The 19,056-nt window shown below is 71.2% G+C and carries 16 protein-coding genes; 9 read left to right on the plus strand and 7 right to left on the minus strand.

All coding sequences use genetic code 11. The features are described from left to right. Nucleotides 1-110: 110 nt before the first annotated feature. The 4 genes from C516_RS0115860 to C516_RS0115875 are packed head-to-tail and all read left to right on the plus strand — an operon-like array spanning nt 111 to nt 4,508. The gene (locus C516_RS0115860) at nt 111-923 is read left to right on the plus strand and encodes a hypothetical protein (RefSeq protein ID WP_018719400.1); all 813 of its coding nucleotides are present in this window, start codon (nt 111-113) and stop codon (nt 921-923) included. Between the two features lie 2 nt (nt 924-925). Then, nucleotides 926-1,975, plus strand: a complete 1,050-nt coding sequence (locus C516_RS0115865; RefSeq protein WP_018719401.1) for a type 2 periplasmic-binding domain-containing protein — start codon at nt 926-928, stop codon at nt 1,973-1,975. Further along, a complete protein-coding gene (locus C516_RS0115870; RefSeq protein ID WP_018719402.1) occupies nt 1,972-3,492 on the plus strand; it encodes an ABC transporter permease in 1,521 nt (506 codons plus the stop codon). The genes C516_RS0115865 and C516_RS0115870 overlap by 4 nt, the downstream gene beginning before the upstream one ends. Continuing rightward, nucleotides 3,492-4,508, plus strand: coding sequence for an ABC transporter ATP-binding protein (locus C516_RS0115875; RefSeq protein ID WP_018719403.1), 1,017 nt, complete (start codon nt 3,492-3,494; stop codon nt 4,506-4,508). Before C516_RS0115870 ends, C516_RS0115875 begins: the two co-directional genes overlap by 1 nt. Here C516_RS0115875 and C516_RS0115880 read toward each other — a convergent pair. Together C516_RS0115880 and C516_RS0115885 are read right to left on the minus strand one after the other, a co-directional pair. Beyond that, nucleotides 4,472-5,260 (minus strand): pseudouridine synthase, encoded by a 789-nt coding sequence (locus tag C516_RS0115880; protein WP_018719404.1) that lies wholly within the window; start codon nt 5,258-5,260, stop codon nt 4,472-4,474. The genes C516_RS0115875 and C516_RS0115880 overlap by 37 nt on opposite strands. Continuing rightward, nucleotides 5,257-7,164, minus strand: a complete 1,908-nt coding sequence (locus C516_RS0115885; protein ID WP_018719405.1) for an ATP-binding cassette domain-containing protein — start codon at nt 7,162-7,164, stop codon at nt 5,257-5,259. The genes C516_RS0115880 and C516_RS0115885 overlap by 4 nt, the downstream gene beginning before the upstream one ends. A 145-nt stretch (nt 7,165-7,309) precedes the next feature. Here C516_RS0115885 and C516_RS0115890 point away from each other — a divergent pair, with 145 nt between their 5' ends. Further along, the gene (locus tag C516_RS0115890; protein WP_018719406.1) at nt 7,310-8,182 is read left to right on the plus strand and encodes a glycine betaine ABC transporter substrate-binding protein; all 873 of its coding nucleotides are present in this window, start codon (nt 7,310-7,312) and stop codon (nt 8,180-8,182) included. Nucleotides 8,183-8,200: 18 nt separating this feature from the next. On the opposite strand, the gene C516_RS0115895 is transcribed toward C516_RS0115890, so the two are convergent. Both C516_RS0115895 and C516_RS0115900 read right to left on the minus strand, forming a co-directional pair. Continuing rightward, nucleotides 8,201-8,512 (minus strand): putative signal transducing protein, encoded by a 312-nt coding sequence (locus C516_RS0115895; protein WP_018719407.1) that lies wholly within the window; start codon nt 8,510-8,512, stop codon nt 8,201-8,203. Nucleotides 8,513-8,518: 6 nt separating this feature from the next. Then, nucleotides 8,519-9,079, minus strand: coding sequence for a gamma-glutamylcyclotransferase family protein (locus tag C516_RS0115900; RefSeq protein WP_018719408.1), 561 nt, complete (start codon nt 9,077-9,079; stop codon nt 8,519-8,521). 97 nt (nt 9,080-9,176) lie between these two features. Between C516_RS0115900 and C516_RS0115905 the strand changes: the two genes are divergently transcribed. Next, nucleotides 9,177-10,049: an ATP-binding protein gene (locus C516_RS0115905; RefSeq protein ID WP_018719409.1), complete on the plus strand. Its 873-nt coding sequence runs from the start codon at nt 9,177-9,179 to the stop codon at nt 10,047-10,049. A 376-nt stretch (nt 10,050-10,425) separates the two neighbouring features. Here C516_RS0115905 and C516_RS0115910 read toward each other — a convergent pair whose 3' ends face one another. From C516_RS0115910 to C516_RS0115920, 3 genes are all read right to left on the minus strand, one after another. Then, nucleotides 10,426-11,742, minus strand: a complete 1,317-nt coding sequence (locus C516_RS0115910; protein ID WP_018719410.1) for a PhoH family protein — start codon at nt 11,740-11,742, stop codon at nt 10,426-10,428. Next, nucleotides 11,729-12,208: a peroxiredoxin gene (locus C516_RS0115915; RefSeq protein WP_018719411.1), complete on the minus strand. Its 480-nt coding sequence runs from the start codon at nt 12,206-12,208 to the stop codon at nt 11,729-11,731. The genes C516_RS0115910 and C516_RS0115915 overlap by 14 nt, the downstream gene beginning before the upstream one ends. Nucleotides 12,209-12,299: 91 nt before the next feature. Continuing rightward, the gene (locus C516_RS0115920; protein WP_018719412.1) at nt 12,300-12,833 is read right to left on the minus strand and encodes a glycine cleavage system transcriptional repressor; all 534 of its coding nucleotides are present in this window, start codon (nt 12,831-12,833) and stop codon (nt 12,300-12,302) included. A gap of 132 nt (nt 12,834-12,965) precedes the next feature. Between C516_RS0115920 and dapA the strand changes: the two genes are divergently transcribed. The 3 genes from dapA (at nt 12,966) to purL (ending at nt 18,910) form a co-directional block, all read left to right on the plus strand. Then, complete coding sequence (dapA, locus tag C516_RS0115925; RefSeq protein ID WP_018719413.1) at nt 12,966-13,841, plus strand: 4-hydroxy-tetrahydrodipicolinate synthase; 876 nt, start codon at nt 12,966-12,968, stop codon at nt 13,839-13,841. Between the two features lie 5 nt (nt 13,842-13,846). Continuing rightward, entirely contained in the window at nt 13,847-14,899 is a 1,053-nt protein-coding gene (bamC, locus tag C516_RS0115930; RefSeq protein WP_018719414.1) for an outer membrane protein assembly factor BamC, read from the plus strand. A 114-nt stretch (nt 14,900-15,013) separates the two neighbouring features. Next, nucleotides 15,014-18,910, plus strand: coding sequence for a phosphoribosylformylglycinamidine synthase (gene purL / locus C516_RS0115935; protein ID WP_026321240.1), 3,897 nt, complete (start codon nt 15,014-15,016; stop codon nt 18,908-18,910). Nucleotides 18,911-19,056: the final 146 nt, after the last annotated feature.

Raw genomic sequence — 19,056 nt, forward strand, 5'->3', positions numbered from 1 at the left:
TTACGAGGGGCGCACTGTTACAGCGCAGCGCCGGGGGGTTCTTCCAGAGAAACCGAATCGTTATCATCCTCAATCACGCTATTATCGATCCACTGACGGAGGACGCCCCGATGACCAACCGAACCGGCCGCACGCTCTGCGCCATCGCGACCGCGACCCTCGCCGCCGGCGCCCTGTTCAGCGGTGCCGCCCAGGCCGACGGTGAAGCCGGCGAACACGTCGAGGCGATGCACGAGCACATCGACACCTACGTCTCCGACGCCCGCGCCATGACCGAGACCGCCAGCGGCCTCGCCGATGCCTACGCCGGGGGCGAAGCAGCGGATCCCCAGGCCCTGATCGACAAATGGGAGTCCGTCAAGCTGCACGCCGCCATCGAGACCACCGCCGCCACGATCTACGCATCGATCTGGCAGGGCATCTACGGCGTCAAGGAGGCCATCGAGAAGGAGCGCCCGGACGAGGCCGTCCGCGAGCAGGTGGACGCACTGGATCACGCGCTCTGGCAGGGCGTGGGTGCCGTGCGCCTGGCCGCGATGCAGCAGAAGCGCGGCGGGGGGCCCGGCGGAGACGATGCGCGCGGGCACGTTGCCTCCGGGCCGGTGGCAACGATCGGAGAGATCGAACACAATCTCGACCGCGTTGTCGCCGAGTATGCCGAGGGCGAGACGAAGGAGGCCAAGGAGCTCGTGCACAGCACCTACATGGAGCGCTTCGAGGGCATCGAGGGACTGCTCATCGAGCAGGACGCCGAGCTCGTCGAGGCCCTGGAGAAGGACTTCAACGTGACGCTGCCCCGGCTCATCGACCAGGGCGCCGAGCTCTCCGAGCTCCGCGGGGCGGTGGACGCGATGAAGGAAAAACTCGAGCGCGCGGAGGGCCTCGCAGCCAAGGCGGGCGGGGACAAGGAAGAGGTGTTCTGATCATGCAGCGGCGGCGATTCCTCCAGGCCCTGACGGCACTGGGCGTGATGGGCGGGCCCCTGCGGGCCCTCGCCGCCACCACGCCGGGGGCCGGCAGTGCCGCCCGCACCGCCGTGTCGGTGGACGAGCTGCCCCCGCTGGAGGGCGAGCTCACCGTCTACCTCGGCCGCGGCGAGGGCGGGCTCTACGAGAACGTGATGGACGCCATCCGCAAACGGAACCCGTCACTGACGCTGAACCTCCGGCGCGGCCCCTCGGCGGCGCTCGCCAACACGATCACCGCCGAGCACGAGGCCGGCATCCAGCGTGCCGACGTGTTCTGGGCGGTGGATTCGGGCTCACTCGGACTGGTGGCGGATACCGGCGCCGCCCGTCCGATCCCCGACGATATCCACGCCTTCCTGCGCCCGTCGTTCCGCTATCCGGGCTGGGCCCCGGTCACCGGGCGGGTCCGCACCCTGCCCTACAACACCGAGCGGGTGGACCCGGCCGCCATCCCCGAGGACATCATGGCACTGCCGGAGACCGACCTGCGCATTGGCTGGGCACCGGCGTACGGCTCGTTCCAGTCGTTCGTCACCGCCATGCGCCTGACCGAGGGCGATGCCCGCACCCGGGAATGGCTGCGGGGGATGCAGGCCAGGGCCAGCAGCTACGCCGGCGAGCTCGGCGTGGTCATGGCCACCGAGCGCGGCGAGGTGGACCTGGGGCTCGCCAACCACTACTACACCCTGCGGCTGAAGGCGGGCATGCCGGATGCCTCGGTGGCACTGGCCTTCACCCGCGGCGACGCCGGCTCGCTGCTCAACGCCGCGGGCGCCATGGTGCTGAACCCCGGGGACACGGCCTTCAATTTCGTGCGCTACCTGCTCACGCGCGAAGTCCAGGGCTACCTTGCCCGCGAGGCCTACGAGATCCCGCTGGTCTCCGGCGTGGACATGCCCGAGGGCCTGCCGCCGCTGTCGCGGATCCAGCCGCCGGACATGGACCTCACCCGGCTCTCGGAGCTCCAGCCCACGCTCGCCCTGATGCGTGACGTCGGGGTGCTGTGAGGCGGGCGCCGCTCTCCTATCCCCTGGCGGCGGTGGTTGCCGCGGCGGCACTGCTGCCGGTGGCGGTGCTGCTCTATCTGGGCGTGGGGGCCGGCCCGGCGCTGAGCCCCCGCGCGCTGGGCATCCTCGGCGAGACCGCCCTGCTCACCGGCCTGAGCGTCGCCGGCGCCGTGCTCATCGGCGTGCCGCTGGCCGTGGCGAGCGCCTGCATCGAGCTGCCCCTGCGCCGCTTCTGGCTCGTCGCCCTCACCGCCCCCCTGGCAATGCCCAGCTACATCGGCGCGTTCGCGCTGTTCGCGGCGTTCGGCCCGGGCGGCGAGATCGAGAACCTGCTGGGTCTCACCACACCGCCGGTACGGGGCCTGTGGGGCGCGGCGCTGGTCATGGCGCTTTACACCTACCCGTTCGTGCTGCTGACCACGCGTGCCTCGCTGCGGGGGCTGGACGCCGGGCTCGTGGACGCCGCCCGGACCCTGGGCCTGTCCCTGCCCATGGCGCTGCTGCGCGTGGTGCTGCCGCGGGTGCGCAACGGCATTGCCGCGGGGGCGCTGCTGTCAGCGCTGTACACCCTCTCGGACTTCGCCACGCCGGCGATCATGCAGGTCGACACCTTCACCCGGGTCATCTTCATCGAGTACAACGCGTTCGGCCTCTCCCGCGCCGCGCTGCTGTCGCTGCAGCTGCTGACCCTGGTCGCGGTGGTACTGTTCCTCGAATCCCGCGTGGGCAGCGAGCGCGAGCGCCCGGGACGGCCGCTCAGCCTGCGCCTGCAGGCGCTGCCCACGACGGCGGTCCTGGTGCCCGCCGCGCTGGTGCTCGCCGCCGCGATCGGCCTGCCGCTGGCGGTCTTCGGGGCGTGGCTCGCGCGCGAGGGCACCGCCGGCTTCGACCCGGCAATCGCGCTGAATTCCGCCTACACGGCCGCGCTGGCCGCGTTGGGCACGGTCATCATCGCCCTGCCGGTCGCCTACGCCGCCTCCGCCGGGCGTTTCGGCCGCGGCCTCGAACGGGTCACCTATCTGGGCTTCGGCATCCCCGGGATCGTCATGGGCACGGCTCTGGTCTACGTCGGCCTGCGCGTGCCCTTCCTCTACCAGACCCTGGCCCTGCTGATCCTCGCGTATATGCTACGATTCCTGCCGCTCGCGGTCGGCGCCGTACGCTCGACCAACGAACGCCTGGACCGCAACCTCGTGGGCGCGGCGCGCAGCCTCGGCGCCACACCGGCGGAGGCGTTCCGGCGCATCACCCTGCCGCTGACGCTGCGGGGGATCATCGCCGGTGCCGCGCTGGTGTTCCTGGAGGTCATGCGTGAGCTGCCCGCCACCCTGCTGCTGCGGCCCACCGGATTCGAATCCCTCGCTACGGAGCTGTGGCGGGTCTACGAGGCCGGCTACTTCGGCCGCGCGGCGGTCCCCGGGCTGCTGCTGGTGCTGGTCTCCGGGCTGGCGCTGCTGGTCATGACGGCGGGCGAGCAACGTATCGATAACGCACCGGCAAGAGACAGGCAACGCTGATGCTGGCGGTTCGCGACCTCTGTGTCCGCTACGGGCGGACCACCGTCCTCGACGACGTGAGCTTCGAGCTCGATGACGGCGAGATCCTCACCCTGGTCGGCCCCACGGGCTGCGGCAAGACCACGACGCTGCGCGTGGTCGCGGGGCTGGAGCGCCCGGGTTCCGGGGCGCTGGAGATCGACGGCGTGCACATCGACCGCGACCGCTTCGTGCCCCCGGAAAAGCGCCGCACCGGCCTGGTGTTCCAGGACTTCGCCCTGTTCCCCCACCTCTGCGTGGCCGAGAACATCGGCTTCCGCGTGCGTGATCGCGCCCGGGTCACGCACTGGATGCGGGTGCTCGGTATCGAGCCGCTCGCCGATGCCTATCCGGACACCCTCTCCGGCGGCCAGAAGCAGCGCGTCGCCCTGGCGCGCTCGCTCGCCCACGAGCCGTCGCTGATCCTGCTCGACGAGCCCCTGTCCAACCTCGATGCCGCGCTGAAGGCGGAGCTGCGCTGGGAGATCCGGGCGGCACTCAAGGAGGCCGGTGTGGGGGCGCTGTGGGTCACCCACGACCAGGACGAGGCCCTGTCCATCGGCGACCGCGTGGGCATCATGCGCGCCGGCCGGCTGGAGCAGCTCGGCCCGCCGGAACAGTGCTTCAGCGCCCCCGCCAGCCGTTTCGTCGCGCAGTTCCTCGGCGAGGCGGTGTTCCTGCCCGGCGAGCGCCGCGGCGACGAGCTGCGGACCCTGCTCGGCGCCGGCACTGCCCGGGCCGGGGACAGCGGGGACGGCCCGGTGGACGTACTCCTGCGCCCCGACGACGTCACCCTGGCGGCCGACGGCGACACCAATGCCGCGGTCGAGTGGTCCCGCTACGAGGGCGGCACGCGGCTGTACGCGGCGCGCCTGGACGACGGCCCGCTGCTCAAGGTCCGCACCAACCACGAGACCCACCTGGCCCCGGGGGAGCGGGTCAGCGCACGGATCACCGCCGGTCACCCCCTGGCCGCGTTTCCCCGCGAGTCCGCCTGAGCCCCGCCGCCCACCGGGCCGGTATCCGCCAGCAATCCGGACAGCGGCCAGCCGAGCGCGGCACAGACGTCCGCGAAGTCCGCGGCCGGCGACGCGGTGATCTGGCACGGCGTGCCGTCCACCGGGTGCGGGAAGGCGATACGCCACGCGTGCAGGAGCAGGCGGTGGCTGTCCAGGTGGTCACGGAACAGCCGGTTGTGCGGCCCGTGGCCGTAGGTGGTGTCGCCGACCAGCGGGTGGTTCGCCCGCTCCATGTGACGACGGATCTGGTGCCGCCGCCCGGTGAGCGGGACGACGCGCACCAGCGAGTAGCGCGCGGCGGGATAGCGGTCCACCGGAATGGGCAGCTCGACAGTGGCGAGGCGCCGGAAGCGGGTCAGCGCCGGGCGCTTCTCGCCGCCCTTCTCCCGGGGGACCGGCCGGTCGACCTCGCCGGTCTCCGGCGCCCAGCCGCGGACCACGGCGAGGTAGTCCTTGGCGACGTCGCGGCCGCGGAACGACGCCGCGAGACGCCCCGCCACCGCCGGGGTCAGCGCGAACACCAGCACCCCGGAGGTCGCCCGGTCCAGGCGGTGCACTGGGTAGACCCGCTGGCCGAGGGCGTCGCGCACGCGCTGGAGCGCGACATCGCGCTCGCGGTCGAGCTCGGTGCGGTGCACCAGCAGGCCCGAGGGCTTGCTGACCGCGACCAGCGACTCGTCACGGTAGAGGATGGTCACGGCGCGGGACGTCTCCGCGGTGGCGAGGCTCACCCGGCGTCCGCTTCCGCGGCCTCCAGCTCGGACTCGGCCTCCATCCACTCGGCCTCGAGCTCGTCGTGGCGACGGCGGAGATCCCCCTGCTCGCGCAGCAGCTCGTTGAGCCGCTCCTTGCCGTCCGCCTCGTAGAGGGCCGGGTCCGCCAGCGCCGTCTCCAGCTCGGCGAGACGCGCGGAGGCGCGCTCGATCTCCCGGACCAGGCGCTGGACGCGATCCCGCAGCGGCTTCATCGCGCGGCGGCGCTCGGCGGCACGCTGGCGCTCGGCCTTGCGGTCCGCGGCGCTGCGCCCGCCGGCCGGGGTTTCCTCGGCGAGGCTCCGCCCGCCGCGGCGGCGCTCCGCCAGCCAGCCCTGGTAGGCCTGGAGGCCGCCGTCGAAGGGCCGCACGCCGCCGTCGGCGACGAGGAGGAAGTCGTCCACCGTGCTGTTGAGCAGGTGGCGGTCGTGGGAAACCGTCACCACGGCGCCGTCGAAGCCCTGGAGTGCCAGGGTCAGGGCGTGGCGCATCTCCAGGTCCAGGTGGTTGGTGGGCTCGTCGAGGAGCAGCAGGTTCGGGGCCTGCCAGACCAGCAGCGCCAGCACCAGCCGCGCCTTCTCGCCACCGGAGAGCGGCGCCACCGGCTCGGTGGCCTGGTCACCGTGGAAGCCGAACCCGCCGAGGAAGTCCCGCAGGGTCTGCTCCAGGGCATCCGGCGCCAGCCGGGCCAGGTGCAGCACCGGGCTGGCCTCCGGGTCCAGCTGCTCGAGCTGGTGCTGGGCGAAGTAGCCCACGCGGAGGTTGCGCGCCCGGGTCATGCGGCCGGCGAGGGGCGCCATCTCGCCGGCAAGGGCGCGGATCAGGGTGGACTTGCCCGCCCCGTTGGGCCCGAGCAGACCGATGCGTCCGCCCGGACGCAGGCCGAGGTCGATACCGGAGAGCAACGGCGCCCCGCCGTAGCCCAGGCTCACGCCGTCCATGCTCAGCAAAGGATTCGCCGCCGCCGGCGGCTCCGGGAAGTCGAAATGGAACGGCGAGTCCACGTGGGCCGGCGCGATGCGCTCCATGCGCTCAAGCGCCTTGACCCGGCTCTGGGCGGCGCGGGCCTTGTTGGCCTGGGCGCGGAAGCGGTCGATGAAACGCTGGAGGTGGGCGATCTCGCGCTGCTGCTTCTCGTAGAGCGCCTGCTGCTGGGCCAGCCGCTCGGCGCGCTGGGTCTCGAAATCGCTGTAGCCGCCGCGGTAGAGCGTGAGCTGGCGGTGCTCGATGTGCACGATCTCGTCGACGACGGCGTCGAGGAAATCGCGGTCGTGGGAGATGAGCATGAGCGTGCCCGGGTAGGCGCGCAGCCACTGCTCCAGCCACAGCACCGCCTCCAGGTCGAGGTGGTTGGTGGGCTCGTCGAGGAGCAGCAGGTCGCTGCGGCTCATCAGCGCCTGGGCAAGGTTGAGCCTCACCCGCCAGCCGCCGGAGAACCGCGCGACGGGCCAGCCGTGCTGCTCGGCGGGGAAGCCGAGGCCGTCCAGCAGCTCGCCCGCGCGGGCGTGGGCGGTGTAGCCGGAGGCGTTCTCGTAGCGCGCATGGGCGCGTGCGATGGCCTCGCCGTCGTCACCGACCTCCGCCTCGGCCACGGCACGCTCCGCCGCCCGGAAGGCCGTATCGCCGTCGAGCACGAACTCCAGCGCCGGACGTTCCAGCGCCGGGGTCTCCTGGGCCATGTGGGCGATCACCCAGTCCCGCGGCACCGACATCTCGCCGGCGTCCAGCCCCATCTCGCCACGAAGCAGCGAGAACAGCGTGGACTTGCCGGTGCCGTTGGCACCGACGAGCCCGATCTTGTGGCCGGCGTGGATGGTCACACCGGTGTACTCGAGCAGCGGCTCGGGGCCGCGACGCAGGGTGATGTCACGCAGGCTGATCATGGCGCGGCAATGTACCCGGGCTGGGCGCGGATTCAAAGTAACCGGACATGACACCTGAAAACCGGGGCGATGCGCAACCCGTGCTAGGTTCCCGGGCATTGGCGTCCACGGCGTCAATAACAACCCATTAGAAAGGAGCCAAACCATGTGGAAGCGTCTTGCCGGCATTGCCGCCGCAACGGCCATGGCCGCGGGGATCGCCGCACCGGCGACGGCCGCCGACGAGCCGGTCACCATCGGCTGGGCCGCGTGGTCGAGCAACGAGATGACCACCAAGATCATCGCTCACGTGCTCGAAGAGAAGATGGACCAGGACGTGGAGCTGGTGCAGACCGACATCGCGCCGCTCTACCAGGGCGTGGCCAACGGCGACGTGGACGTGATGACCGTCGTGTGGCTGCCCTCCACCCACTCGGACTACATGGACAAGGTCCGCGATGACGTGGTCAACCTCGGGTTCATCTACGACCACGCCAAGCTGGGCTGGGTCGTGCCGAGCTACGTCCCGGAGGACAAGATCGACTCCATCGACGACCTCTCCGACCCCGAGGTGCGCGACAAGCTCGACGGCACCATCACGGGCATCGATCCGGGCGCCGGCCTCACCCGCCTGTCCAAGAAGGCGATCAAGGACTACGGCCTCGACGACTACAACCTCCAGCTCTCCAGCGGCGCCGGCATGACCGCCGCGCTCAAGCGCGCCATCGACCGCAAGGAGTGGATCGTGGCTACCGGCTGGAGCCCGCACTGGATGTTCGGCGCCTTCGACATCCGCTACATCGACGATCCGAAGGGTGTGCTCGGCTCCTACGAGCGCGTGCACAAGATCGCGCGCAAGGGCTTCTACCAGGACAACCCCGAGGTCGCCTCGATGCTCGCGCGGGTGTGGATGCCCATCGACGATCTGCAGAGCGCCATGTACGAGGCGCGCCAGACCTCCTACGAGGAAGCCGCCGCCAAGTACGTGGAGAACCACCCCAAACGGGTGAACTACTGGATCACCGGCCGGATGGAGTGATCCGCGCGCCCGGCCCCGTCACGGGGCCGGGCTCCCGCAGCGCCAGCACGCCGCGAACTGTCCCTCGACACGCTCACCGCAGCCCGGACACACCCACGCCGGCCCGTCCGAGTCGTGGTTGGACAGCACCTCGTCGATGAGCCGCCGGGCCACGGCCTCGTCCTCGTCCCGCTCCACCCAGAGCTGGGGCCAGACCTCCGTAGGCGGCAGGTCGCCCACCCCGCCGCCGAGGTAATAGTTGCGCACCATGCACACGATGCCGCGCCCACGGAGCACCTCCGCAAGGTGGCCGACGATCAGCGGGTCGCTGTCGGTATAGACGCGTTGCATGGCGACTCAGGGCAGGTGGTAGCCATGATCCGGATGCCACCCGGGCATCGCCTCGAGCAGGCGCTCGTTTTTCGCCCGGCGTGCCGGGTCCGGGTCGTCGCCGGCGGCAACGGCCCCGATCGCCGCGACGTAGTCGCCGGGGAAGCCCTGCCATCGCGCCCCGTGCCAGACGAGGTCGCGGTACCAGGCGAACGGCCGGCCATGGGGATCGACATGGCTGGTCACGGCGGTGTAGAGGAAGACCATGCGGGGCTCGCCGCCCAGGGTGAGCGTCTCCGTGCGGACCTCGTAGCCCCCGGGGCCCAGGCCCTCGATGTCGTCGAGCACCGGGATCTCGTCGTCGGCCATGGCGTAGACCACGCCGTGCACACGATCCGCCGCCTCGCCGGTGCGGTGCGCGTCCGCCTTGGCGGAGCCGTCACCGTCGCTGCGCTTGTGGAAGCGCAGGCGATAGCCGGACAGGGTCGCGGTGCCGAGCTGCCGGCACTGCGGCGTGCGCAGCCCCAGGCGCAGGGGATGCAGGTTCGACCCGTAGGCGAAGTAAAGATTGGTGCCGCGCTCGCTCATGCCCTCTCCGGATGCCGGAGGCCCGCCGCCAGGGCCGCCGTGATGTGCCAGAATGGATCGCCCGTCGAGTCTGACAGAACACGAGGAACGCAGCCACATGGACCCCACCGCCCGCCTCGCCGACGCCCTGGAGCAGCTGCTCGAACGCCTCGACCCCGTCCTCCCGCCCGCCACCGCGGCACCCGACTGGGACGCGAGCGTCGCGTTCCGCTGGCGTCACCGCAATAGCCACGGCTACCTCGAGCCGATCGACCATCCGCAGGAGCTGCGCCTGGGGAACCTGCGCAACATCGACCGCCAGCGCGACGAGCTCCAGCGCAACACGCGGCAGTTCCTGGCCGGCCTGCCGGCCAATAACGCCCTGCTCTGGGGCTCGCGGGGCACGGGCAAGTCGTCGCTGGTCAAGGCGCTGCTCACCGAGCACGCCGGCGAGGGGCTGCGGGTAATCGAGGTCGACGCCCACCACCTGGTGGACCTGCCGGACATCGTGGCCCTGCTCCACGACCGCCCGGAGCGGTTCGTGATCTTCTGCGACGACCTCTCCTTCGAGGCGGACGACGCCAGCTACAAGGCGCTCAAGGCGGTGCTCGACGGCTCGCTGGCCGCCGCCCCGGCGAACGTGCTGGTGTACGCGACCTCCAACCGCCGCCACCTGCTGCCGGAGTACATGGCCGACAACGAGCAGGCGCGCAACGTCGACGGCGAGATTCACCACGGCGAGGCGGTCGAGGAGCGCATCTCGCTGTCCGAGCGCTTCGGCCTGTGGCTGTCGTTCTACCCCTTCGACCAGCAGCGCTACCTGGACATCTGCTTCGCCTGGCTGGAGACGCTGGGCGCCGACACCCGCGACGAGGAGGCGGTGCGCGCCGAGGCACTGCGCTATGCCCTCGCCCGTGGCTCACGCAGCGGCCGTGTCGCCTGGCAGTTCGCCCGCGACCACGCCGGGCGCACGGCGCTCGGCGGCGAGTGAAGGCACCCCGGATTCAGGGCAGCAGTTCTCACTACGGTGCGCCGTCCGGCTGAATGCGTCTCAGGCGCGCACGAACCGGCCGGCGAGACGTCGCACGCCTTCGGCGCACGACCTACCCGAACTCTCGCACGCCTGCACGGTCATGGCGGGACATCAGCTGCATGTGGCGGGGGACACGGCGGCGGATCATGTAGGCTGGCTGCTCCTGGCAGAGACGTCGCACGCCTTCGGCGCACGACCTACCCGCGCCTTCAGGTAGGTCGTGCACGGCCGCAGGCCGTGTGCGACAGCGCCGCTGCCCCGGGGAGCAGGGGGCGGCGTCAGCCCTGGACCGTCGTCAAGCCGGCACGCATTGCCACGACGAGGGTTGCCGGACTCAGAGCATCTCGCTGGCGTAGTCCGCCAGCCGCGAGCGCTCGCCGCGCTGCAGGGTGATGTGGCCGGCGTGGGGCCAGCCGCGGAAGCGGTCGACCACGTAGGTCAGCCCCGAGGTGGTGCCGGTAAGGTAAGGGGTATCGATCTGGGCGATGTTGCCCAGGCAGACGACCTTCGTGCCCGGCCCGGCACGGGTGATCAGGGTCTTCATCTGCTTGGCGGTGAGATTCTGGGCCTCGTCGAGGATCAGGTACCGGTCGATGAACGTCCGCCCGCGCATGAAGTTGAGCGAGCGGATGCGGATGCGGCTCTGGAGCACGTCCCGGGTCGCGGCCTGCTGCCAGCCACCGCCGTCGGGCCCGGAGAGCACCTCCAGGTTGTCCATCAGCGCCCCCATCCAGGGGGTCATCTTCTCCTCCTCGGTGCCCGGCAGGTGGCCGATGTCCTCGCCGATGGACACGGTCGCGCGGGTCATCACGATCTCGCGGTAGCGCGCATCGTCGAAGGTCTGAGCCAGGCCCGCGGCGAGCGCCAGCAGGGTCTTGCCCGTGCCCGCCGGCCCGAGCAGGGTGACGAAGTCCACTGCCGGATCGAGCAGCAGGTTGAGGGCGAAGTTCTGCTCGCGGTTGCGGGCGTGCACGCCCCACACCGATTCACCCCCGGCACGGTAGTCCTTCAGCGGCGCCAGCGTGGCGCGGCCGGCCTCGTCCACGGTGCTGACCACCGCCTCGCGCTCGCCGGTGTGGACGCACTCCCGCGGCGCCAGCGGCGGCTCGCCGGAAGGCGCCACCGCCGTGCCGCCCTCGCCGGGCCACTCGTCGAGGCCGCGCACGCCGGTGTAGAGCAGGTCGACGTCGTCCAGGACCTGGTCGCTGTGATAGTCCTCGGCGCGCAGGCCGGCGACGGTCGCGCGAATGCGCAGGTTGATGTCCTTGCTGACCAGCACGACGGTATGGCCGGCCAGGCGCTCGCGCAACGCCAGCGCGGCGGCGAGGATGCCCTCGTCGCCGGACTCGGTGCCGTCGCGCAGGAAGAACAGCCGCCCGGCCGGGGCCGCGCCCACCGCGGCCTGCGCCAGCACCAGCCCCTCGGCCAGCTCCGCGGGGCCGGCGTCGGCGAGCAGCGTGTCCAGGAAACGGCTGACCTGGCGGACGTTGCGCGCCTCCTCCGAGACCCCGCGCTTGGCGTCGTCCAGTTCGCTCAGCACCACCACCGGCAGGTAGAGGTCATGCTCCTCGAAACGGAACAGCGCCGCCGGGTCGTGCATCAGCACCGAGGTGTCGAGCACGTAGGCCCGGGGCTGATCACTCGCCGTCATGGAGCGCCTTCGCCGCCGCCAGTGCCTCCTCGGCGTGCCCCTTCACCTTCACACCGCGCCATTCGCGGCGGAGCACGCCGTCGGCGTCGATGAGGAAGGTGCTGCGCTCCACGCCCATCACGCGCTTGCCGTACATGTTCTTCTCCTTGATCACGCCGAAGAGGGTGCACACGCCCTCGTCCTTGTCCGAGAGCAGCGGGAAGGGGAAGTCGTACTTGTCGCTGAAGTTCTGCTGCGCCTTCGGGCCGTCGCGGGAGACGCCGACCACCAGCGTATTCGCCGCGGCAAACGCGTCGTGAAGGTCGCGGAAGTCCTTGCCCTCCTGGGTACAGCCCGGAGTGTTGGCCTTGGGATAGAAGAACAGCAGCACCTGCCGGCCGCGGCAGCCGGACAGCCGGAAGGCGGTGTCGCCCGTGGCCGGGCGCTCGAAGTCGGGGACGGGACGGTCAATCTCGATATCGGACATCCGGGAACCTCCTTTCGCCTGGCGATCACGTCCATCCCGATCATAGGGAATCGCGCCGCGGGGAGCACGCCGGCGGCGCACCGGCCGCCGCTCAGGCCTTGGCCGGCTCGATGATCGCGTCCAGGTTGAGCTCGTCGCAGAAGTCCATGAACTCCTCGCGCAGCCGCGCGATCTGCATGCGCGCCGGCACATCGACGGTCATGCGCACGGAGAACATGGGGGTGCCGGTATACACCGCGGTGTAGGTCGTCGTCGCCAGATCGCGGATATCGATCTCGCGCACCGAGAAGAAGTTCGAGAGCTGGTGCACCACCCCGCCCTGGTCCATGCACACCACCTCCACCGCATAGGGCAGGAGCTCGCCGCCGCGGCGGCTGCGTGCGGTGCGCCGTGTCTGCACGGTCAGCGACAGGCGCCGCTCGAGGCTCGGCAGCGTCGCCTCCAGCTTGGCGAGCTGGTTCCAGCGCCCCGAGACCAGCACGATGGCGGCGAACTCGCCGCCGAGCACGGTCATGCGGCTGTCCTCGATATTGCAGCCCGCGTCCGCCACCAGCCGGGTCAGCTCGTCCACCAGGCCGGGACGGTCCTCACCGAGCGCCGAGATAACCAGGAGACTGTTGTGCATGATGCTGGGATTTTCCGTGCGCGGTGGAACAACGGCGTCCGAGTGTAGCACGCGCCCGGTGCTTGCTTGTCACACCCCGGCACCGTCGCTACTATGCGGCCTTTATCGGGTTCCAGCGGGGAGATCGCGCAAATGTTCCGCGGCAGCATGGTGGCTCTGGTCACGCCGATGCACGACGACGGCTCGGTGGACGAGGCGGCGCTGGAGCGGCTGGTGGAGTTTCACATCGCCAACGGCACCGACGCCATCGTCGCCGTCGGCACCACCGGCGAGTCCGCCACCCTCGACTACGACGAGCACTGTTACGTGATGCGCCGGGTGGTGGAGATGGTTCAGGGGCGTACCGTGGTCATCGGTGGCACCGGCGCCAACTCCACCTGGGAGGCGGTCAAGCTCACCCGCTGCGCCATGGAGGGCGGCTGCGACGCGGCCCTGCTGGTGACCCCGTACTACAACAAGCCGACGCAGGAAGGGCTCTACCAGCACTTCCGCACCGTCGCCGAGGACGTCCCGATCCCGCAGCTCATCTACAACGTCCCCGGGCGCACCGCCTGCGACATCCTGCCGGACACCGTCGACCGCCTGGCCGATATCTCCAACATCGTCGGCATCAAGGAGGCCACCGGCAGCGTCGAGCGCGCCCAGGAGCTGGTGGAGCGCTGCGGCGACCGCATCGACGTGTTCTGCGGCGAGGACGCCAAGAACCTCGCGCTCATGCTCGTGGGCGCCAAGGGCGCGATCTCGGTGACCGCCAACGTCGCCCCGCGCCAGATGCACGAGATGTGCGCAGCGGCGCTGCGCGGCGACCGCGAGGAGGCCGAGCGCATCGACGCGCGGCTGGCGGCGCTGCACAAGGCGCTGTTCGTCGAGACCAACCCCATTCCGGTCAAGTGGGCGGTACAGCAGCTCGGGTTCATCGGGCCCGGCATCCGTCTGCCCATGACGCCGCTTTCCGAGCAGCACCACGAGACGGTGCTGCAAGCGATGAAGCTCGCGGGCTGCCTGTGAAAAACATGAATCGTTCCCTCGCCCTCACCGCCGCCGTTGCCCTGACGGTCACCCTGTCCGGCTGCAGCTGGTTCGGCTGGGGCGATGACGCCCCGTCGTCGCAGTCCCGGATCGAGCAGCTCCAGCTGCCGCCGGATCTCACCAGGGATCAGGCTTCCGGAAGCATGCTGATCCCCGAAGACGGCGTGGCGACCGCCCGGGGCGGCAACAACGCCGTCCTGCCCCAGCCGGACTCGGTCACCGTCCAGCGCGCCGGCGACGACCGCTGGCTCAACGTCAGCGCACCGCCGAAGAAGGTCTGGCAGTGGGTGTCCGACTTCCTCGACCACCAGGGCGTGAAGAAGGCCCGCAGCCAGCCCGCCGTCGGCATCGCCGAGACCGAGTGGCTGTTCACCAATAAGCCGGTGACCGGCGGCGTATTCGCGCCGACCCTGCCCGGCCCCGAGGACGCCACCGTGGCGGATCGCTACCTCATCCGCGTCGAGCCCGGCCGCGAGGCGGACTCCGCAGAGGTATTCGTCGCCCACCGCCGGGTACGGCGCGAAGGCGACGGCTGGACGCTGGCCGGCAACGACCCGTTCCTCGAAGCGGAGTTCCTGCGCAGCATGCTCGTCTACTTCGGTTACGCGCAGGAACGCAGCCACGAGGCGGTCGCCGCGGCGAGCGCGACCCAGCCCCAGGCCAACGTGACCCGCGTCGACGGCGCGCCGCGCCTGGTGCTCGGCAATGACTTCTTCAATGCATGGCGCCGCGTCGGCCTCGCCCTCGATCGGGCCGGCTTCACCGTGAGCGACCGCAACCGCAGCGATGGCATCTACTACGTCCGCTACGACACCAAGGCGGAGACCGGGGCGGAACCGCCGGAGGAGGGCTTCCTGGAATCCTTCGCCTTCTGGCGGGACGAGCCAGTGCCGGATACCGTGCGGACCTACCGCGTCGTCCTCGACAGCGCCGACGGCGAGACCCGGGTGCGGGTCGAGGCGGACAAAGCGGACACCACCGCTGATCCGGAGATCGTCGAGCGGATGCTCTCCCTGATCGCGGAGCAGCTGCGCTAGCGCGGCGCCCCGCGTCGCCGGGGCGTACCCTTCCGGTACGCCCCGGCGCAGGACAAGCCGATCAACAGCCGGGGGGCCATCGTGCCCCCTTTTGTCGCCTGCAGGGCCACACCCATGCTGCAAATTACCGGTAACCCCGCCCTCTCCGAGTTCCGCATCGAGCGCCTCCTCGGCGACCTCGCTCCAGGGACCCCAGCCCTTACAGGCCTGTCCGCACGCCACGTGCACTTCGTCGACACCGATTCGGCACTGGACGAGCAGGAGCGCGCGGTCCTGGAGGCGCTGCTCGACTACGGCGAGCCCGGCCCGGATACCGCCCGGGCGGACGAGATCCTGCTGGTCGTGCCGCGCCTGGGCACCATCTCGCCATGGGCCAGCAAGGCGACCGATATCGCCCACAACTGCGGGCTCACCGGGATCCGGCGGATCGAGCGCGGCGTGCTCTGGAACATCCAGCTCGCCGACGGCGCCACGCTGGACGCCGGCGCCCGCGCCCGGCTGCTCGCCGCGCTGCACGACCGCATGACCGAGTCCGTGCTCGCCGGCCCGGACGAGGCGGCGGCGCTGTTCACCCGGCACGAACCGCGCCCGGTGGTCACCGTCGACCTGCTCGGCGGCGGCCGCGACGCGCTGGTGCACGCGGACGCCGAGCTGGGCCTGGCCCTGGCCGAGGACGAGATCGACTACCTGGTGGAGAGCTACGGCACCCTCGGGCGCAACCCCACGGACATGGAACTCATGATGTTCGCCCAGGCGAACTCGGAGCACTGCCGCCACAAGATCTTCAACGCGGACTGGGTCATCGACGGCCAGCGCCAGCCGCAGTCGCTGTTCGCGATGATCCGGGCCACCCACGAGGCCCGCCCCGAAGGCGTCCTCTCCGCGTACAGCGACAACGCCGCGGTCGCCGCCGGCCATCCGGCGCAGCGGTTCTTCGCCGACCCGGAGACCGGCGCGTACGCCCGCCACGAGGAGGCGGCCCATCTGGTCATGAAGGTGGAGACCCACAACCACCCCACCGCGATCTCGCCCCACGCCGGCGCGGCGACCGGCGTGGGCGGCGAGATCCGTGACGAGGGCGCCACCGGCCGCGGCGCCCGGCCCAAGGCGGGACTCGCCGGATTCACCGTCTCCAATCTCCACCTCCCGGACGCCCCCCGGCCGTGGGAGAACGAGCCGGCGCGGCCCGGGCGCATCGCCCCGGCGCTGTCGATCATGATCGACGGCCCGGTGGGCGCGGCGAGCTACGCCAACGAGTTCGGCCGCCCCCAGCTCGCCGGCTATTTCCGCAGCTTCGAGCAGCGCGTGCCCGGCCCGGACGGCGAGGAGGTCCGCGGCTACCACAAGCCGGTCATGATCGCCGGCGGCATGGGCAACATCCGCGGGATGCACGTCGACAAGGGCCGTGCCGTGGCCGGCGCTCCGGTGGTGGTGCTCGGCGGGCCCGCCATGCTCATCGGCCTCGGCGGCGGCGCCGCCTCGTCGGTGGCCAGCGGCGAGAGCGAAGAGGCGCTGGACTTCGCCTCCGTGCAGCGAAGCAACCCCGAGGTCGAGCGCCGCTGCCAGCAGGTGATCGACGCCTGCTGGGCCCTGGGCCGGGACAACCCCGTCGTCGCCATCCACGACGTGGGCGCCGGCGGACTGTCCAACGCCCTGCCCGAGCTCCTCGACGACTCCGGGCGCGGCGGGCGCATCGAGCTGCGCACCGTCCCCAACGACGAACCCGGCATGTCGCCCATGGAGCTGTGGTGCAACGAGGCCCAGGAACGCTACGTCCTGGCCCTGGACCCGGACCGTCTGGCCGCCTTCGAGGCGATCTGCGAGCGCGAGCGCGCGCCCTTCGCAGTGGTGGGCGAGGCCACCGACGACGCACAGCTGGTGGTCGGCGACGGCCACTTCGACAACACCCCGGTGGACATCCCCATGGAGCTGCTCCTCGGTAAGCCGCCGAAGATGCTCCGCGACGTCCATCACCACCCCTTCGCGAAACCCGCCCTCGGCCTCGAGGGCGTCGACGTCGCCGAGGCCGTGACCCGGCTCCTGCGCCTGCCCACGGTAGCCTCCAAGGAGTTTCTGATCACCATCGGCGACCGCTCCGTCACCGGCCTGGTGGCGCGAGACCAGATGGTCGGGCCCTGGCAGGTACCGGTGGCCGACGTCGCGGTGACCCTCGCCGACTACGACGGCTACAGCGGCGAGGCCATGGCCATGGGTGAGCGCCCGCCGGTGGCGGTGCTGGACGCGCCGGCCTCGGGCCGACTCGCCGTCGGCGAGGCCCTCACCAACCTCGCGGCCGCACCGGTCGACGACCTTCGTGACGTCAATCTCTCCGCCAACTGGATGGCCGCCGCCGGCCACCCCGGCGAGGACGCCCGGCTGTACGACACCGTCCGCGCCGTCGGCCGGCTGTGCACCAGCCTCGGCGTCACCATTCCGGTGGGCAAGGACTCCCTGTCCATGCGCACCGTGTGGGAGGACGGGGACGGCGAGCACAGCGTGACCGCCCCGCTCACGCTGGTGATCTCCGCGTTCGCCCCGGTGGGCGACGCACGGCGGACCCTCACCCCCGAGCTGCGGCGGGACGAGGACGGCAGCGAGCTGCTGCTCGTCGACCTGGGCAAGGGTCGTAACCGCCTCGGCGGCTCCGCGCTGGCCCAGGTCTATGGCCGTATCGGTGATGAGACCCCGGACCTTGACGATCCCCGCGGGCTGGCCGCCTTCTTCGCCACCATCCAGCGCCTGAATACGGACGGCCGGCTGCTGGCCTACCACGACCGCTCCGACGGCGGGCTCTTCACCACCATCGCAGAGATGGCCTTCGCCGGGCGCACCGGTGTGGACCTCGACGTCGCCGGCCTCGACCGGGACCCGCTCGCGGCGCTGTTCAGCGAGGAGCTCGGCGCGGTGCTCCAGGTCTCCGCCGGCGAGATCGAGGCCGTTGAGGCCGCCTTCCACGAGGCCGGCCTGGGACACCACCTCCACCGCGTGGGCCGCCTGCGCGATGACCAGCACCTGCGCGTCACCGCCGGTGACCAGACGCTGCTCGACGAGCCCCGGGCCACGCTGGAACGGCTCTGGCGGGAGACCAGCCACCAGATCCAGCGCCTGCGGGACAACCCGGCCTGCGCCGATGAGGCCCTCGCTACGGTGGACGACGACACCGACCCGGGCCTGAACGCCAGCCTCTCGTTCGCCCCCGCGGACGACATCGCCGCGCCGTATATCAACGAGGGCACCCGGCCCCGGGTAGCGGTGCTCCGCGAGCAGGGGGTGAACAGCCATACCGAGATGGCCGCCGCCTTCGACCGCGCCGGCTTCGAGGCCGTCGACGTGCACATGAGCGACCTCATGGCCGGACGCCACCGCCTCGCGGCCTTCCAGGCCCTCGCCGCCTGCGGCGGCTTCTCCTACGGCGACGTGCTCGGTGCCGGCGGCGGCTGGGCCAAGTCCGTGCTCTTCAATGAGCAGCTGCGCGAGGCATTCGCGGCGTTCTTCGAGCGCCCGGACACCCTCTCCCTGGGCGTGTGCAACGGCTGCCAGATGCTCTCCGCGCTACGCGAGCTCATCCCCGGCAGCGAGCTTTGGCCGCGGTTCGTGCGCAACCGCTCGGAGCAGTACGAGGCCCGGCTGGCGCTGGTGGAGGTGATGGACTCGCCATCGCTGGTGCTCGCCGGCATGGCCGGCTCCCGGCTGCCCATCGCGGTCGCCCACGGCGAGGGGCGCACCGTCTACGCCGCGGATTCCGGACCGCGCAAGGTGATGAGCGCCGGCCTCGCGGGGCTGCGCTACGTGGATAACCACGGCGAGACCACCGAGGCCTACCCCGTCAACCCCAACGGCTCCGCCCTGGGGCTCACCGGTTTCACCACCCGGGACGGCCGGGTGACCGTGATGATGCCCCACCCCGAACGGGTCTTCCGGACCGTGCAGCACGCCTGGCACCCCACGAGCTGGGGCGAGGACGGCCCCTGGATGCGGCTGTTCCGCAACGCCCGCCGGGCGCTGGGATAGCGTGCCTTCCCCCGCAATGGGGGAGGTGCCTGTCGCGATCGCAGATCGGCGGCTCCCGGCAGCCGACGTTTTCACTCCGGTGTAACGGCACCGGGATGTTGGCTGCCAGGAGCAGCCAACCTACGTGATGCCCCATCCTGCGTCGT

It is taken from the genome of Arhodomonas aquaeolei DSM 8974, from assembly GCF_000374645.1.
Classification (GTDB): domain Bacteria; phylum Pseudomonadota; class Gammaproteobacteria; order Nitrococcales; family Nitrococcaceae; genus Arhodomonas; species Arhodomonas aquaeolei.

Coding starts and splice junctions, on each gene's coding strand:
- C516_RS0115865 (WP_018719401.1), top strand. CDS start 926: ATGCAGCGGCGGCGATTCCTCCAGGCCCTGACGGCACTGGGCGTGATG.
- C516_RS0115900 (WP_018719408.1), bottom strand. CDS start 9,079: ATGAGCGAGCGCGGCACCAATCTTTACTTCGCCTACGGGTCGAACCTG.
- bamC (WP_018719414.1), top strand. CDS start 13,847: ATGAATCGTTCCCTCGCCCTCACCGCCGCCGTTGCCCTGACGGTCACC.
- purL (WP_026321240.1), top strand. CDS start 15,014: ATGCTGCAAATTACCGGTAACCCCGCCCTCTCCGAGTTCCGCATCGAG.
- dapA (WP_018719413.1), top strand. CDS start 12,966: ATGTTCCGCGGCAGCATGGTGGCTCTGGTCACGCCGATGCACGACGAC.
- C516_RS0115910 (WP_018719410.1), bottom strand. CDS start 11,742: ATGACGGCGAGTGATCAGCCCCGGGCCTACGTGCTCGACACCTCGGTG.
- C516_RS0115905 (WP_018719409.1), top strand. CDS start 9,177: ATGGACCCCACCGCCCGCCTCGCCGACGCCCTGGAGCAGCTGCTCGAA.
- C516_RS0115915 (WP_018719411.1), bottom strand. CDS start 12,208: ATGTCCGATATCGAGATTGACCGTCCCGTCCCCGACTTCGAGCGCCCG.
- C516_RS0115890 (WP_018719406.1), top strand. CDS start 7,310: ATGTGGAAGCGTCTTGCCGGCATTGCCGCCGCAACGGCCATGGCCGCG.
- C516_RS0115895 (WP_018719407.1), bottom strand. CDS start 8,512: ATGCAACGCGTCTATACCGACAGCGACCCGCTGATCGTCGGCCACCTT.
- C516_RS0115885 (WP_018719405.1), bottom strand. CDS start 7,164: ATGATCAGCCTGCGTGACATCACCCTGCGTCGCGGCCCCGAGCCGCTG.
- C516_RS0115860 (WP_018719400.1), top strand. CDS start 111: ATGACCAACCGAACCGGCCGCACGCTCTGCGCCATCGCGACCGCGACC.
- C516_RS0115875 (WP_018719403.1), top strand. CDS start 3,492: ATGCTGGCGGTTCGCGACCTCTGTGTCCGCTACGGGCGGACCACCGTC.
- C516_RS0115920 (WP_018719412.1), bottom strand. CDS start 12,833: ATGCACAACAGTCTCCTGGTTATCTCGGCGCTCGGTGAGGACCGTCCC.